10 protein-coding genes are annotated in these 16134 nt (G+C 74.4%); 5 read left to right on the top strand and 5 right to left on the bottom strand.

Features of this window, described 5'->3' with window-relative positions:
* Positions 1-9 precede the first annotated feature (9 nt).
* Complete coding sequence (locus AB0H83_RS29240; protein ID WP_360100004.1) at positions 10-1950, top strand: AfsR/SARP family transcriptional regulator; 1941 nt, start codon at positions 10-12, stop codon at positions 1948-1950.
* A 170-nt stretch (positions 1951-2120) separates the two neighbouring features.
* Here AB0H83_RS29240 and AB0H83_RS29235 read toward each other — a convergent pair whose 3' ends face one another.
* Positions 2121-6452 carry an HAD-IC family P-type ATPase gene (locus tag AB0H83_RS29235; RefSeq protein ID WP_360100002.1) on the bottom strand — a complete coding sequence of 1444 codons (4332 nt, stop codon included), beginning with the start codon at positions 6450-6452 and terminating at the stop codon, positions 2121-2123.
* The gene (locus tag AB0H83_RS29230; RefSeq protein ID WP_360100000.1) at positions 6449-6757 is read right to left on the bottom strand and encodes a hypothetical protein; all 309 of its coding nucleotides are present in this window, start codon (positions 6755-6757) and stop codon (positions 6449-6451) included. Before AB0H83_RS29230 ends, AB0H83_RS29235 begins: the two co-directional genes overlap by 4 nt.
* Positions 6758-7652: 895 nt before the next feature.
* Here AB0H83_RS29230 and AB0H83_RS29225 point away from each other — a divergent pair.
* On the top strand, positions 7653-8183 hold the full coding sequence (locus AB0H83_RS29225) for a hypothetical protein (RefSeq protein WP_360099998.1): 531 nt from the start codon (positions 7653-7655) through the stop codon (positions 8181-8183).
* A 13-nt stretch (positions 8184-8196) separates the two neighbouring features.
* Here AB0H83_RS29225 and AB0H83_RS29220 read toward each other — a convergent pair whose 3' ends face one another.
* Positions 8197-10368, bottom strand: a complete 2172-nt coding sequence (locus AB0H83_RS29220) for a DUF6461 domain-containing protein (RefSeq protein WP_360099996.1) — start codon at positions 10366-10368, stop codon at positions 8197-8199.
* Positions 10369-10532: 164 nt separating this feature from the next.
* On the opposite strand from AB0H83_RS29220, the gene AB0H83_RS29215 reads away from it, so the two are divergent.
* Positions 10533-11630 carry a hypothetical protein gene (locus AB0H83_RS29215; RefSeq protein WP_360099994.1) on the top strand — a complete coding sequence of 366 codons (1098 nt, stop codon included), beginning with the start codon at positions 10533-10535 and terminating at the stop codon, positions 11628-11630.
* 90 nt (positions 11631-11720) lie between these two features.
* On the opposite strand, the gene AB0H83_RS29210 is transcribed toward AB0H83_RS29215, so the two are convergent.
* Positions 11721-12041 (bottom strand): zinc-binding dehydrogenase, encoded by a 321-nt coding sequence (locus AB0H83_RS29210; RefSeq protein ID WP_360099992.1) that lies wholly within the window; start codon positions 12039-12041, stop codon positions 11721-11723.
* 55 nt (positions 12042-12096) lie between these two features.
* Between AB0H83_RS29210 and AB0H83_RS29205 the strand changes: the two genes are divergently transcribed.
* Positions 12097-12429, top strand: a complete 333-nt coding sequence (locus tag AB0H83_RS29205; protein WP_360099990.1) for a hypothetical protein — start codon at positions 12097-12099, stop codon at positions 12427-12429.
* Here the strand turns inward: AB0H83_RS29205 and AB0H83_RS29200 are convergent.
* Positions 12401-12532: a hypothetical protein gene (locus AB0H83_RS29200; protein ID WP_360099988.1), complete on the bottom strand. Its 132-nt coding sequence runs from the start codon at positions 12530-12532 to the stop codon at positions 12401-12403. The two genes, AB0H83_RS29205 and AB0H83_RS29200, sit on opposite strands and share 29 nt — an antisense overlap.
* A gap of 156 nt (positions 12533-12688) precedes the next feature.
* On the opposite strand from AB0H83_RS29200, the gene AB0H83_RS29195 reads away from it, so the two are divergent.
* Entirely contained in the window at positions 12689-16129 is a 3441-nt protein-coding gene (locus tag AB0H83_RS29195) for a hypothetical protein (RefSeq protein WP_360099986.1), read from the top strand.
* The last annotated feature ends 5 nt before the right edge of the window (positions 16130-16134 follow it).

Below are 16134 nucleotides of genomic sequence, written 5' to 3'. Positions count from 1 at the left end.
GGGGAACCGATGCATGCAGCGCCGCAGCACCTGGCCGGACCACCGGCACCGGACACCGGGCCGGCACTGTTCCGGCTGCTGGGCCCGCTCACCGTCACCATCGGCGCGCAGACGCTGCCGATCGGCGGTGTGCGCAGCCGCGCGGTGCTGGCGACACTGCTCCTCGACGCCGGCAAGGTGGTCTCGACCGACCAGCTCGTGGAGGCCACCTGGGGCGCCGACCCACCCGCCAGCGCACGGATCCAGGTGCAGAACCGCATCGGGCGGCTGCGCCGGACCCTCCAGCCGGTGCCGTCCGCCGACGCACTGATCGGCACCGCGCCCGGCGGGTACACGATCAGACCCCGCGACGGGGACCTCGACCTCGACCGGTTCCGCGCACTGACCGGCACCGCCGAACGGCTGGAAGCGGCCGGCGCAGCCGCCCGAGCGGCGCACCTGCTCGGCCAGGCGCTCCAGCTGCGCCGCGGCCCGGCCCTCGACGGGCTCACCACCCCATACCTGGCCAGCGCCGCGCACGGCATCGAGCAACGATGGCTGCTGGCGTTCGAGCACCGGGTACGGCTGGAGCTGCGGCTGGGGCGCCCCGCGCACCTCGTCGAACCGCTGCGGGCCATGACGGTGGCACACCCGTACCGGGAGGAACTGCACGGTCTGCTGATGGCGGCCCTGTACCGCGCCGGCAGGCAGGCCGACGCCCTGGCCGCGTACCGCACGGCCCGCCGCATCCTCACCGAACAGCTCGGGCTGGAGCCGTGCCCGATGCTGCAGTCGCTCAACCTGGCGATCCTGCGCCGCGACGGCGACACCGTCGACGCCGAAGTGTCCGGCCAGCTCGCCCGGCCCCGCCGCCCGAGCGCCGTCCAGGTGAGCACCCCACCGGTGCGGCGGGAGCTGCCCGCCGTACCCGCCGGCCTGACCGAACGCGCGGAGCAGCTGAGCCTGCTGGACCAGGCGGCCGGCACCGTGCAGCGCGGGCCCGTACCACCGCGCGGACTGCCGCCCCGCGACGGACCCCCGGCCGCACCCGCGGTGCTCGTGCACGGACCGCCAGGCGCGGGCAAGACTGCCCTGGCCGTGCACTGGGCGCACCGTGCCGCCGGCCAGTTCCCCGACGGCCAGCTCTACCTGGAGCTCAACGGCCCCTCCGGACCGGTCGAACCCGCCGACGCGCTGGCCAGGCTGCTGCGTTCCCTCGGCGTGCCCGGCCCGTCCGGCGACGTGCCCGAGGCGGCGGCGCTGTTGCGGTCCGTCCTGGCGGGCCGGCGCGTGCTCCTGCTGCTCGACGACGCCAGCTCGATCGCACAGGTCGAACCGTTGCTGCCGGGCGGACCCGAAGCCTTCGTGATGATCATCGCCCGGGCCCGGCTCGGCGCGCTGACCGCCAGGCACGACATGGCCAGGGTCCAAGTGGGCCCACTGTCGGCAGCCGCGGCCCGGCGGCTGCTCACCGCACTCGTCGGCGCCACCCGGGTGCACGCCGAGCCGGACGCAGCCACGGACCTCGTGCACCTGTGCGCACGACTACCGCTGGCGCTGCGGATCGCCGCCGGCGGCCTGCTGGACCGACCACACCGCCGCCTCAGCACCCTGGTGCAGGAGCTGCGCACAGCCCACGGCCTGCGGGCATGGCAGCGGATGGACCCGGCGTGGGCGGCCCTCACCGGCACCTTGGACGCGTCGCACGGGCTGCTGCCCGCGCCGGCCCGCCAGCTGCTGCACCGCATGGGCACAGCCACGACCGGTCCGGTGTCGCCGGCCACGGCCGCCGCGTTCACCGACGGCGACCCGACCGCCGCGGCGCGCTGGCTCGACCTGCTGTGCGCCACCCACCTCGTCCACGAGCACCCAGACGGGCGGTACACCGTCGATCCGCTGACCCGCCGGTACGTTCACGACCGCGTAGCTTCGCCGGTGACAACCGGGCTCTGGCGCGAACATGGTGATTGATCTGCGACGGTCCACGGGGCGTGCAGCACTGCCCGAAGATCCGCTGACCCGTCGCCGCCGGCGCCGAACCTTCAGGCGGCGTGCGGCAGCCGGGCAACCAGGCGGCGACGGAGGTCGTGCAGGACCTCGGCAGTCATGCCGCCGATCCGGCACCGTCAACCGCCAGGACGTTACGGGCGTGAACGGTCCGGACGCGTGCGTTCCAGTAACCGGCGTGGCAGTCGCAGCGCCCCGACCGTCGTACCGGCGGCGGTGGCCGCCAGGACGATGCCCCAGGCGACGGGTCCCAGCGGCCGGCAGCCGAAGAACTGGCTCAGGCCGGGGGTCTGCACGACGCCGACGAGCGCCGCGGCGGAGGCGCCGGCCGCGCCGAGGACGACGCGGTCACCGCTGGAGGCCAGCGCGGTCTGGCCCAGCTGCGCGCCGACGAGGGAGGCGAGCGCCACGGTGCTGGCGCGCGTGGCCGTCCCGGTGGCCTTGGCCGCGAACCAGGCCGCTGCGGTGGCCGCCGAGGTCGCGACGGCGCGGCGGGCGATGTCGGCGGTCAGGGCCGTGCCGAGTGAGGCCTCCGGTCCTTCGCGGATGAGCTGGTCCGCGGTGACGTGCTTCGGCGGCCGTGCGGCCACCGTGATCGCGGGCAGCAGGTCGGTCATGAGGTTGACGAACAGGATCTGCCGTGCGTTCAGCGGTGGTGTCGTGGAGACCAGGGAACTGCCGACGGTGAACAGGATCTCGCCGAGGTTTCCGCCGAGGAGCAGGGCGAGCGACTCACGCACCGACGCCCACATGGCGCGGCCCTCGACCACCCCGTCGGCGATCGTCTCGATGCGGCCGTCCATGACGATCATGTCAGCCGACTGGCGGGCGGCATCCGTGGCCTGCTCGCCCAGCGCGATGCCGGCGTCGGCGAGCCGGATGGCGGGCGCGTCGTTGGCGCCGTCGCCGGTGACCGCGACGGCATGTCCGGCGCGCCGCAACGCGCGGACCACCGCGACCTTGTGCCCGGGGCTCACCCGCGCGAAGACCGAGGCCTTGGCCACCAGCGCGTCGATGGTCGCGTCGTCGGCGCCGTCGAGCTCCGGCCCGGTCACCACTGTCCCGCTGTTGAGCAGGTCGAGTTCGGCGGCGATCGCCTCCGCCGTGCTGGGATGATCGCCGGTCAGCATGAGTACCTTGATGCCGGCGCGCCGCAGCTGGTCGATCGCCTCGGCAGCGGTGGCCCGGGTCGGGTCGGCCAGCCCGAGGAGGCCGCGGAACTCGAGGTTGTCGACTCGTTCTTCGTCGAGGCGGCGCCTGCCGGACGCTGCCCGTTCCGCGATCGCGAGCACCCGCAGCCCCTGCCGGGCCATCCGGTCGGCCTCCGCCTCGATCTCCTGCCGGTCGGCCGGAGTGATCGGCCGGGCGGACCCGTCGGGGTGCCAGGTCACGCAGCGCGGCAGCGTGATCTCCGGTGCGCCCTTGACGCTGATCACCTGGCCGTTGCGTGCCGTGCCGAGGACGGCGTGGAACCCGCGTGCCGGCTCGAAGGGCAGTTCGCGGACAGGCTGCCAGCCCTCGGCCTTCTCGTCGGTGCAGACGGCCGCGGCCGCGGCGCCGACCACGACTGCCTGGTCGGTGGGGTGCGGCAACGTTTCCTGCCCGTTGGGCGCCGGGCTCGCGCGCAGTGCGGCGGCGAGGATCAGCCGGTGCCGCGGGGTGAGCCGCTCGGTCGGCACCTGCACACGGCCGTCGGAGAGAGTGCGCAACGCGATGCGTCCCTCGGTCAGGGTGCCGGTCTTGTCGAAACAGATCACGTCGATGCGGCCGAGCGCCTCCATCGATCTGGGATCGCGGACGAGGATGTTGCGTTCGGACAGCCGGCGGCTGGCGCTCAGTTCGGCCGCGGTGGCGATGAACGGCAGCCCTTCGGGGATCGCGGCGACCGCGAGCGCGACCGAGCTGTTGATCGACTCGGCCAGCCGCCCCCGCAGCAGGCCGGTGGCGAGGAGCGCCACCGCGGCGGCACCGGCCGCCGGCAGTGACGCCTTGGTGAGCTCGTGCAGCCGCTGCTGCACGCCGCTCTTCGGTGGCTCCTGCAGCGCCGCCCGCGCGCTACGACCGGCCTCCGTCTTCTCACCGGTCGCCACGACGATGCACGTGGCCGACCCGGCGGCGACCGTCGTCCCTGCGTACACCATGCCGGTGTGCTCGCCGACGGCGGTGGAGCGGGTGGCGGCGACGCTCTTGACGACCGGCACGGACTCGCCGGTCAGCGAGGACTCGTCAATCTCGAGGCCGGAGGTGTCGATCAGGCGGCAGTCCGCCGGTACCGCATCTCCGGGCTCCAGCAGAATGACATCGCCCGGCACGAGTTCGTCGATGCTGCCGTCACGATCGACACCGGCCCGGCGCAACCGGACCTGCGGCGTCGCCGCGCTCACCAGCCGGCTCAGGGCCCGCCGGGCGGCCACGTCCTGGACACCCGACAGCAGCGCGTTGACCAGGATGACGGCGGCGACCAGCGCCGCGTCGCTCTTCGCACCGATCATGGCGGAGACACCCGCACCGGCGGCGAGCGGCAGCGTCAGGGGCGTGTCCAGTTCGGCCACGACGGTGCCGAACAGTCCCCGCGCTGCCGGCGTCGTCTCGCCGGCTGGAGCCTCGGCGCGCCGGCGTTGTCCGGCGGCTTCCTCGCTGATGCCGTGCGGCGACGTGTCCAGGATCCGCATGACCTCCTGGATGGGCAGCGTGTGCCAGGCGACATCGACGGCGGGCGCTGGCACCGCACGGCGGCCCAGGCCGCGCGCCGACCAGACCGCGCTGAGGACGTTGGCGGTCAGCGCGACACCGGTGGCAAGCGTTCCGCGGCGCGCGCACCGCTGCGCCAGGTCGACGTTCCCCAGCAGCGCGCCGGCCGCCGAACCCTGGGACGCCACCAGGGTGCTGCGCTTACTCACCGCCTTGGCTACCGTCGCCGCCTCAAGCAGCAGCCAGGCTGTCTCCAGCCCGGGCCCGCCCATCAGGTGGGCGCCCCACGGAGGTCGGCGATCAGGCTGCAGCACGCCGAAGCCGCAGTCCGCCGAAGCGAGGGCGGTGTCGTTGCGCTCGCCGATGAGCACGACGACGTGGCCGTCCCGCTGCAGCGCGCGGATCGACTCGGCCAGCCGCGAGCCTCCCGGCACGGTGCCGTCCGCCGGCAGCCGGCGACGGATCTCAGCCGGCGCTCCGGCGAGCAGCACCTGCCCGACCTGGCGACCGGCCGCGATCATGGCGGTGGTCAACGGATCCAGCGCCGACTCGACCAGGACGACCGCCACGGGCTGCCGGTTGCGGGTCAGCGCGTACACCTTCCCCCTCCGGCCGTCCGAGGCGCGTGCGTCGTCCAGGACGGCCGCCGGGATCGCGGTGTCGAGACGCTGCGGGGCGGTCAGCGCCCAGCCGTCGGCGTCTTCGTCCGTCGGTAACGTGCCTCGATGCCCGTCGACGAGCCGGCTCGCGGCCTTCCAGGCGTCCTCCACCGTGCCGGCGACGGGCACCACGTGCGTGATGACGTGCCGGCCCCCGGTCAGCGCCCGGGCATCGATCACCACCGTGTCGACCCGGTCCAGCCGGCGCAGCGCGCCCGGGTCGCGGACAAGCACGTCCCGGCGGGCGAGGAGCCGGCCCAGCTCAGCCGCGTACGCCTCCCGACCGGCATGCGCGGGGACCGGTGAACCGGCCGCGAGCATCCGGGCCGCACGCCGGACGCCGCCGGGGAGCAGCGCGACCGCGCCGGAGGCGAGCAGCGTCAGCGTGCTGATCCGGTGGGCGTAGCGCTCGATCGGGCCGTCGGGCAACGCCGCGGGCCGCGGGTCGTCGAGGCGGCCGGCACGGCTCGCGCCGGCCGCCCGGGGCAGCTCGGCCGCCCTGCGCTGCCACGCGTCACGCTGCGCGGATGCCTCCCGCAGCAGGACGACCCGCATGGCGGCGTCCGCGAGCACGGACAGCCTCGCCTGGCCCGCGGCATCAATCCCCGCGCTCGCCGCGGAGACGGCCAGGTCGGCCCAGTCGCGGCCGACGGCCCGGCGCAGCCGGGCGCGCAGCCCCGGTATGTGGTCGACCATCGCGACGACGGCGGCCAGCTCGCGCGGCATTGCAGGTAGCCGCAGGCCCCGCGCCACGGACGCCCAGGCGGCACCGAGCAGGTCGACGACGAGCGTCACCAGCTGACGGGTCTCCGCGTCGAGGTTCGGCGGCCCGGCCGCCCGATCCGCAGGGATGTGGTCGGATTCGGCAGACGCGACCGCCTCGACGAGGTCGTCGAGCCCGAGCGTGTCCTCGTCGTAGCTGATCAGCAGCCAGCCGAGGGCGGCATTCCATGCGGCCCAGTCAACGCCGCGCAGCGTTTCGAGCGCCTTCTCCAGCAGCTCGCCGCTCTCGGCGCCGATCATGTCTCGGGCGCCCCGCACCTCGATGTAGGCGAAGCCGTCCCGTGCCCACGCCGTCCGCCGGCCGAACGGCCGGCCTGTCGGCGCCGCCGTCACTGTGCGGTGGAAGCGGCGGGACCAGCGTTGGCCCGCGTCTCACCCGTCGGCACCTCGGCCGGGCCTTGCGGTTCGGCACGCTGACCGCTGTGGGTCGCCACCCAGACACCCGCCGCGGCCGCGAGGGCGACGGGCCATTCCAGCATGCCGACCGCGGCCAGCACGCCGACACCGCCGTAGTACAGCAGTTGCTTCGGCTGCGGTACGGCGGACGCGACAGTCCGTGCCGTCCACTCGGCATTCGTGACCATCGACCGTGCCACCGGCCCGGCCACATGGACGACCGGCACCTTGATGTGCGGCATCGGAACTTCCTGCCAGGTCACCAGCTCGGACTCGCCCCTGGGCGGTGCGGTCGCGCTGACGGCTGGGAGTTCCTTCGCTCGGGTCGGAGGCTCGACTGCCGTCGTGGGGGTGGCCCCCTTCGCCGGGCTGCGGCGCCGAGGCTGCGTCGTTGAAGTCCCAGCAGCGCGTGGAGCCGGGGCCTGCTTCTGCGGGCGGGTTGAAGACCTCGTTGCTGTGGTTGTCATGGATGAGCACCTCCACCGGAATCGTCCCGGGAAAGGTGCCTCTACCCGGACGGTGTGGAATCAACCCGCAGACCCGGGATTGCGGCTTGCTCAGGCGGGACGGCTCACGAGGCGGCGGCACGCGGCGACGATCAGCGAGACCAGCAGGACGCTGACCACCTCGACCGTGATCGCGGCAAGCAGTTCGGACATGACGGCCCTCCTTCGGTGTATCGGTGTGCGCCGGAAACGTAGGCGCGGCAGGTGAACGCCGGGTAATACGACAGGTGCGTCAAGGTGGCTTTCGGGTGGCGTACAACTGCTTGACCTGTGCCTTCTTGCCGGTCGCCCGCACCCGTCCCGATCCCAGGCCGTAGGCTGCACGGCTGCGCAAAGCCTCTCGGCGAGCAATGCACCGCAACCTCAGCACGCGTACTGACATGTGACGTCACATCTGCTGGAACGCCCTGTCCGCTGTCGCCAATCTCGCCGAAAGGGTTCCGGTCCTTCGATCGACCGCACGCGCTGAACCTGCCAGGTCCGCGCATCCCGCACGACGGATCCGCGCCCGCCCCATGACGACCGGCAGCAGTTCTGTCTGCTCACCCCGGGCTGACGCCGGCGCATCGGCCTTGCCCGGGTGCGGTAGCTTCGCGGGTCGCCGGACGACCGTGACTGAGCAGGAGCCGCCATGACCGACCGCACCGAAGCCACCGGACAGCTGCTGCGACGGCTGCGTTCCGAGGCCGGCGTACCCCCGGCGGCGCGGGACGTGGAGCCGCCCGAGCTCCCGGTGTGGCGGCGGATGCGCGACGACCCGTTCCTCGCGGAGTTCTTCACCGTCACCGACACCCCGCGCGCCGTCGAGGACTACCTGGCCGACGGTCACCCGGGCGTCGCCCGCTTCCTGGCCGACATCCTCTGGATCGGCGAGTCCGACAACGACCTGCCGATCGGGTACTGGAGCGCCGGCGCCAGCACCTTCGCCGGTGCCCCGGTCGTCTTCGTCGACGACGAGGCGTGCGTCAAACTGCTCGGCACCAGCCTGGTCGACTTCCTCGGCCCGTGGGTCGGCGAGCTCGGCGCCGAAGAGCTGCTCGACTTCTGCCACCGCGCCGGCCTGCGCCCGCCGCTGTCCAAGGCCGAACGCGAGGCGGCCCTGCAGGGGTACCCGGACCCGCAACGGGTGTTCGAGTTCTTCCTCGACTCGGCAAACGGGTAGGCCGGTCGGGCCTTCAGCCGGCGATGCGGGCGCGGGCGTCGGCGATGAGGTTCGCCGCGTGCGGTCCGGCGATGTACCGCGCCGCGTCGACAGTCTCGATGACCGCGGTGACGGGGTCGGGGTTGGTCGCCCGGTGCAGGGCGAGCCAGAGCGCCCTGTGCTCGCCGCCGTCGAGCTGGGACCGGCGGGCGCGCACAACCGCGTCAGGGGTGAGGGCGCGGGCGCTCAGGCTCGCGGCGATGTCCGGGTCGTCGCTGAGTCCGGCGTACCGGGCCGCCTCGGCCACGGCCCACCAGGCCAGTTCCCGCAGGCGCGGCTCCGGCAGGCCGGCCAGCGTCCCGGTGGCGGCGCCGAGCGGGTCGGCGCGGCGCGGGTGGCGGTTCGGGTACAGCGGCGGCAGGTCCGGCACGATCCGGAACGCCACGTCGGCGGCCTCGATGCGGGCCAGGTGCTCGGCGGTGAAGCCGTGCCCGGTGAACCGCTGCACCGCGGCCAGGCCCATGTGCCACCTGCTGCGGTTGCGGTCGGCGAAGTCGAGGCCGGCGAAGGTCACGGCCAGCGCCGGCGGCACGGCGAAGTCACCGGCCGGCTCCACCGCCAGCAGGAGATCGCCGCGCTCGGCGAAGGTCAGCCGGGTCGCGGCGTTGACGTTCCAGAACATGCTGGCGGCCCGCCCGCCGGCGGACGCCCGAACCAGCACGGGCACGGTCGAGCCCGTCCAGCCGTTCCACTCCACGGCGAGCACCGCGTCGCCGGCGTCCAGCACCGCCACCCACGGGTCGACCGACCGCCGCCGCGACAGGTCCTCCACGACGGCCCGCGCGGACTCCGGCCGGCCCGGATCGGCGCCGAACGCCCGCAGCACCTCCGCGACGTCCGAGCCGGTGACCACCGTGACCGTCGCCGCCTCGCCGAGGCTGCTGCCTCGCACCCACCGGTACGCGGCCTCGGGCAGCTCGGGCCGCACCGGCTCCGCTTCGCCGCGCAGCCGATGTCCGAGCCGGTCGGTGCGGGCGTACACGACCTCCGGCGCGGCCGGCGCCTGCCACACCACCAGCTCGTAGGACTCGCTGCCGCGCTCCTCGAGGTCGTCGCGGCCGCGGGCGTGCACCCGCAGCCGGTAGTCGCCCGGCCAGGGCGGTGTGCACCGGCGCAGATCCGGCGCGCCCGCACCAGACCCGAGCACCGCCGCGCCGGTGCCGCCCGAGCGCCAGCTGACCTCGATGATCTCCTCCCAGCCGGCCGCGACGCCGGCGGGCGGCCCGTCCAGCACCCGCAACGTGGTCGACACGTGGCCGGACTCGACGCCGGTGCGGATCACGGCGCCGCCCAGGACGACCGCGACGAGGCCGTTGCCGGCGAAGTCGACCGCTGGCACCCCGCCGCCCTCCAGCAACGCGAACCGGTGCTCCGACACCAGCGCCGACTGCCCGGCGTGGACCGGCAGCCTGTACTCGGCCCTGGCCCGGGCGAGCACCGCGGCGGCGTAACCGGCCGGCATCGGCGCCTCGCGCAGCAGCAGCACCGCCGCGCCGATCCCGGCACCCAGCACGGCCGGCGGTTCGACGGCCCATTCCCCGCTGCCCACCAGGTGCAGGACCGCGGCGGCGGTCGCCACGCCCAGCGCGAGGTGCGCCGCACCGTGCGCGGCGGCGACACCCGGCTCGTCGGCGAGCCCCGGATCCACCGTCAGCCGTGCCGCGACGTCCGGGTGGGCGGCCAGCCTGCGGGCCAGCGCGGCGACCAGCGGCAGCGCCCCGGGCCACGTCCGGTCCAGCATGACGGCGCCGGTGACCGCCTCGCTCTCCCGGCCCAGCCTCGTCACGGCGAAACGGCCGGTGAACGGCGCACCCAGCAGGCCGCTGAGGTCCGGCACCGCGGCCAGATCCAGCTCCGCCACGGTCAGCTCCAGCGCACCCAGCAGCCGCTGGGTCAGCAGCTCCGGCAGCGACCGGAGCGCGTCGAGCACCGGCGAGTCGCCCTCCCCGCGCCGCTCGCCGGATGACCGGAACCCCGCGGCAGCAGGCCGCCCGGCAAGCCCCGGCGTCCTGGGCCCTTCGGCGACCGCGCGCAACCGGCCGAGCTCCGCCGCCGGCGCCACCGGGGTGCGTGAGGCCAGCAGCGGCACCGCCACACCGACCGGCCCGGTCAGCTCCACCACGACCGCGTCGGGTACGTCGACCACAACACTCCTCCACACCACCGGCCCCCGCCAGCCTATGCCCCGCACCGCCGCCCGCATTCCCGACCCGCGGCTTTCCCCAGCACGGCACCGGCCAGATGCACGTCCTCACGACGGAGACCGGCGCCGGGACAGCGGCACGTGATCAATTGCTTTACCGTACCGGCGTGACCGAAGCCCTTTCGTCTCCTGCCGCCGACACTCCGCCGGAGGACACCGGCCGGCCAGGGCCGCGCCGGCCGCTCGTCATGGTGGTCGCGGTCGTGGCGCTGCTCGTCGCCGCAGGCGGTGCCGTCGCGTGGTGGGCGCTCGACCCCGACCCCCGCGACGCGGCGAAGGACTACTTCGCCCGCCTGGCGGACGGGGACGCGGCCGGTGCCCTGCTCGCCGTCGACCGCCGCACGATCGGCGCGGAGCTCTCGGCAGGCAGCCCGCTGTTGACCGACGCCGCACTGAGCGATTCGGCGTCGCGGCCGCAGGCCATGACGATCACCCGCGTCGTCGAGCGCGGCGACGCGGCCACGATGACGGTGCGGTACGAGGCGAACGGCGCCGCGATCACCCAGACCCTCACGGCGCACCGGCGAGGCCGCGCGTTTGAGCTGGAGAACCCGTTCGTACGGCTCTCCTTCGCACACCCGCCGGCGGTGAACGCGACACGGGTCACGGTGAACGGCGTCGTGCTGCCGGTTGCGTCGACCGGCGCGGCCGTCGCGGCCTTCCCGGGTGCGTATGCCGTCGCAGTGGACAGCAACGCACTGTTCGCCGGCCGCGCCGCCACGGCCGTGCCGGGCGCCGGCGGCGCCGCCGCGGTCACGCTGCCGCCGCCATCCCTGTCGGCGGAGGGCCGGACGAACGCGGACGCGGCGATCGCCGCCGCACTGGAGCAGTGCGCCACGAAAATCTTCCAACGGCAGCCGACCTGCCCGGAAATCAAGCTCTTCGATCCCTCGGAGCCCACCTCCATGACACCGTTGTCGGCGATCCCGCTCCCGGCGGACGCCCGCGTCGGCACCATCGTCGTGGGCGGCTCCGTCAACATCGCGGCCCAGGTCACCCGGCAACCGGCGTGCGCGTACACCCCGGCCGCCGACGCCGCCGACCACGTGACGTTCACCGGCACCGGCGGCGTGATCCACTGGAGCATGCAGATCGCCCTGCCCGGCGGCACGCCTGTCCCCGGCCGCTCCGGCGACACCCCGATCACCCCCACGGGCAAGGTCACCATCGGCACCGACGGCCAGCTGCAGGTCACCTTCGCCTGAGGCGAGCCCCATGGTCGGCCATGATCACAGATCAGCCGCCCCACCGCACGCCGACCGCACGCGGTAGAGGCGTCGGCAGCGGCCGCCGGGTCAGGTCACGCTGACGACGACCTTGCCGAGGGCGTGGCCCTCGCCCACCCTGGCCAGGGCCTCGGGCACCTCGTCAAGGGTGAACGTGCGATCGATGTGGATCTTCAGGTCCCCCTGGACGCACGACTGGGCCACCGGCTGGAAGTGGGCCGGGCCTTCCCTGGCGGCGAGGACAGCGAGCCGCCGGCCCGTTGCCAGGCCGGTCAGCGTGCCGAGCGTCAGCACGCGCAGCAGGGTGGGCACCGAGCCGCCGACGCACCTGTACCGGCCGCCGGGGGCCAACGCGCGGCGGTACGCGGACACCGACCGGTGCGCGACCATGTCGAGGCCCGAGCGCTGGCGGATCGACTACGCCACTGACGTCAACAACGCGGGGGTGTTCGACGTCGCCCCGGTGAGCAAGGACGAGGGCTGGGCCATCGGCCAGGTCGACACCGAGCATGTGCTCCTGCGCCGGACCGGCGGCACCTGGCAGCGGGTCGCGATGCCGCTGCCCGCCACGAAACCCTGTTCAACGACCGCCTGGTCGCGTCTGGTCCGGACAACGTGTGGCTGTTCGCCGGAGTGTTCGACTCGGGCGCGGCAGCGGTCCGTCGTCGCGGACGGCCGCGGCGAACGTGACCAGCTCGACCTGGCGGCCGAGCTGGTCACGGGTGTACTGGTACCGAAATTTGGGGAATTCAGCCGCCGTCCGTCAGGCGGTCGATGATCCAGGTGGTGACGGCACGGGCGGCACCGGACAGCACACCGGTGAGCACGGCAAGGGTGGTGGCGCGGTCGTGCCTCGTACGACGGCGGCGCTTGGCAGGCATCGGAACTCCTCTCGTCGAACCGGACGCAGCTCAGCGTCGGGGCCGGGCGAGTGATCGAACTGGACGCCGATGAGTGCCGATGAGTGCCAAGCAACGGGCTGTAGTGCAAGCTGGAACCCGATGAGGGCAGACGAGTTACGCCCGAGCAGTCGTCCGGTGGAGCCGGTCGAGCTGCCCGCCGGGCCGGCGCGTGACCTGCGCGATGCCATCTACCTGCTGTACGGCGAAGTGGGCTGTCCCCGCCTCGACGACCTGGCCCGCGCGATCGCCGCCGACGACACGCTGTCGGGTGCGCCGGGCCGTGACCTCATCGGCAAGATCATCGGCGGTGAAGGGCTCGGCTCCCAGCAAGACACGGTGAGTGTCGCGGTGGCGCTGGCGCGGGCGGCCGGCCGCGCCGACGTCGACCGGGTCGCCGAGCAGATCCGACGGTGGTGGGTCGCGGCTCGCACAGCGCAGCCGTCCCGGCCGCCGGACCGGCTGGGCCGGCCGGTCGCTGACTGCGACCCGCTGGCGCTGGAGGTGCACCCCGCCATCCAGGTGCCCGACCAGGCTCGAGCGGCGGATCGGCTGCCGCCGTACGTGCCGCGGGCTCACGACGCTCGGCTGCGCCGGGTCGCCGACCATGTGCTCGGCGGTTCGTCGCGGCTCGTGACGCTGGTGGGCAAGTCGTCGACCGGGAAGACGCGTTCCGGGTGGGAGCTTGCGCGGTACCTCGACGAACGCGAACCCGGCCGGTGGCGGGTCTGGCATCCTTTCGACCCGACCCGGCCCGAGGCCGCGGCGGCAGCGCTCGAGCAGGCCGGCGCGCACACGATCGTGTGGCTCAACGAGGCTCAGCACTATCTCGCCCCGAACGATCACCACCTCGGTGAGCGGATCGCGGCCGGGCTGCGCACCCTGCTGCAGGACACGACGCGCAGTCCGCTGCTCGTGCTGGCCACGCTGTGGCCCCAGTACTGGTTGACGCTGACGACGCCGCCGACGACCGAGGGTCCGGACCCGTACTCGCAGGCGCGTGAGCTGCTGACCGGCACCGCGGTGAACGTCCCGGACGTGTTCAGCCCGGCCGAACTCGCCACGCTGCGTGAGACGGTGGCCGACCCGCGGCTGCGCCAGGCCGCCGAGTACGCCGAGGGCGGCCGGATCACCCAGTACCTGGCGGGGGCGCCGGAGCTGGAGAGTCGGTATCGCACCGCGCCCGCCGCGGCCCGGGCCGTCATCCAGGCCGCGCTCGACGCCCGCCGGCTCGGCCACCCACTCGCACTGCCGCAAGACCTGCTTGAGGAGGCCGCGCCCGGGTACCTCGACGACGAAGAGTGGGACGCCGTCACGGATGACTGGTTGGAGGAGGCTCTCGCGTACGCCGCCAAGCCGTGTATGGGCGCCCGCGGCCTGCTGACACGTATCCGATCCCGTCCGGGCCGGCACTCGGGTGGGCCGCCCGTGTACCGCCTCGCCGACTACCTCGAGCAGTCCGGCCGCGTTCAGCGCGCCGGGATGTACCCACCGGACAGCCTGTGGGCAGGGTTCGACGCCACGATCACCGACCCGGGGTCGCGGCTGCACCTTGGGCGGCAGGCCGAGCACCGGGGCAGATACCAGCATGCGGTGGCGCTGTACACCGGTGCGGCCGCGCAGGGCAGCGTCGATGCCTTGCAGGCTTTGGCCCGGCTCCGGGAGGATGCGGGGGATCCCTCCGGCGCCGAGGCGCTGGCGCTGCGCGTCGCGGGGCACGGCGACACCGGCACGCTGCGAGCCCTGGCCGAGCGGCGTGAGGCGCGGCGGGACCCGGCCGGGGCCGAGACCTTGTACCGGCATGCGGCCGCGCAGGGTGACGTTGATGCGCTCTTGGCCCTGGCCCTGCTCCGGGCAGATGCCGCAGACACCGCCGAGGCCGTCGGCCTCGCCGTCGAGGCGGCCGAGCGGGGTGACTGCCGTGTGCTGCGGCGCCTCGCCGAGCTGCGGGAACGCGCTGGGGATCACGCCGGCGCGTGGGACCTGTACCGGCGTGCGGCCGATCGCGGTGACGCCGAGTCGATGGTCGCCCTGGCCGAGCTGGACTGGTGGGCGGGCGATCGAGCCGCCGCGACGGCCCTGGCCCGTGAGGCCGCCGAGCTCGGCAACGTCAGGGCGCTGCGGGTCATGGCGGAGCGTCTCGAGTACGCCGGTGATGTACCTGCGGCGGCTGCCCTGGCCTTGGAGGCCACCGAGCGCGGCGACGACCGGGCGTTGCGTGCCATGGCCGAGCGGCGTGAGCATGCCGGCGACCGGGCCGGTGCGACGGAGCTGGCTGTAGCGGCGGCCGACCGCGGCAGTACGGAGGCGCTGTGGGCCTTGGCCGCGCGACGCGCGGTGGCCGGCGACGCCGAGGGCGCCGAGGTGCTGTACCGGCAGGCCGCCGAGCGTGGGCATCAGGATGCACTTCGGGCTTTGGCCTACAGCCGCGACGACGCCGGGGACGAGGCCGCCGCCGAGGGCCTGGTGTTGGGCGCGGGTGAGCGTGGCGACGCCGACGCCGTGCGGCTGCTTGCCGAGCGGCGGGCACAGCGGGGTGACGAGGCCGGGGCCGGGGTGCTGTACCGGCTTGCCGCCGAGCGCGGTGATCCGGCGGCGCTGGAGGCCCTGACCTATCAGCGGGAGGATGCCGGGGACGCGGCCGCCGCGGAGGCGCTGGCAGTCGCGGCGGCGGCATCCGGCCGCACCACGGCTTTGCGTGGACTGGCGACGCGGCGGGCTCTTGCCGGCGACCCGGGCAGCGCGGAGGCGCTGTACCGGCGGGCCTCTGACTTCGGCGATTCCGACGCGCTGCGGGCCATCGCCGCGATGCGGGAGGCGGCCGGCGACGTCGAAGGGGCCCGGGCCATAGCCATCGAGGCGGCCCAGCGCGGCGACACCCAGCCGCTGGCCGCGCTTGCGCTGCGGCAGGCCCTCGCGGGAGCCGGTGATGCCGAGGCGTTGGCGCTGCAGGCGGCCGGGTTCGACGACACCCGTGCCCTGCAGGCGCTGGCGGAGTTACGGCAGGAAGCCGGCGACGCCGCCGGAGCCGAGGCGCTGGCGCTGCAGGCGGCCAACCGCGGGGACACGCTCGCGCTGCGGCTGCTCGCGGAGTCGCGGCAGGACACCGGTGACGCGGCCGGAGCGCAGTTGCTGGCGCTGCAGGCGGCCAACCGCGGCGACACGGAGACACTGGCGTTCCTCGCGCAGAGTCGGGAGGATGCCGGCGACGCGGCCGGGGCCGAATTCCTTGCGATGCAGGCCGCGGAGCGCGGCGACACCCGGGCGCTGCATTACCTGGCGCTGCAGCGCGCGCTGGCCGGGGATGTCGATGGTGCCCGGCCCCTCGCCGTGCGCGCCGCAGACCGCGGCGACACCCGGGCGCTGTGGGATCTGGCGTTGCGTTGCGACGACGCTGGTGACCTCGCCAGGGCGGAGGCTTTGTACCGGCAGGCCGCCGACCGTGGGGCCGCGGCCGCCCTGCGGCGGCTCGCCGAACTGCTCGAAAGAGCCGGTGACGTTGAAGGGGCCGCGCGGCTGCACCGCTTCGGGCTGACCGGCGACGGTCAGCCGGCGACCAGGCTCGACTTCGGCCGCTGAGGAGG

Origin of the sequence: Dactylosporangium sp. NPDC050688 (assembly GCF_040654515.1) — a bacterium.
GTDB lineage: Bacteria > Actinomycetota > Actinomycetes > Mycobacteriales > Micromonosporaceae > Dactylosporangium.
Note: the sequence above shows the minus strand (reverse complement) of the source record. Positions and strands in the feature narration are given on the sequence as shown.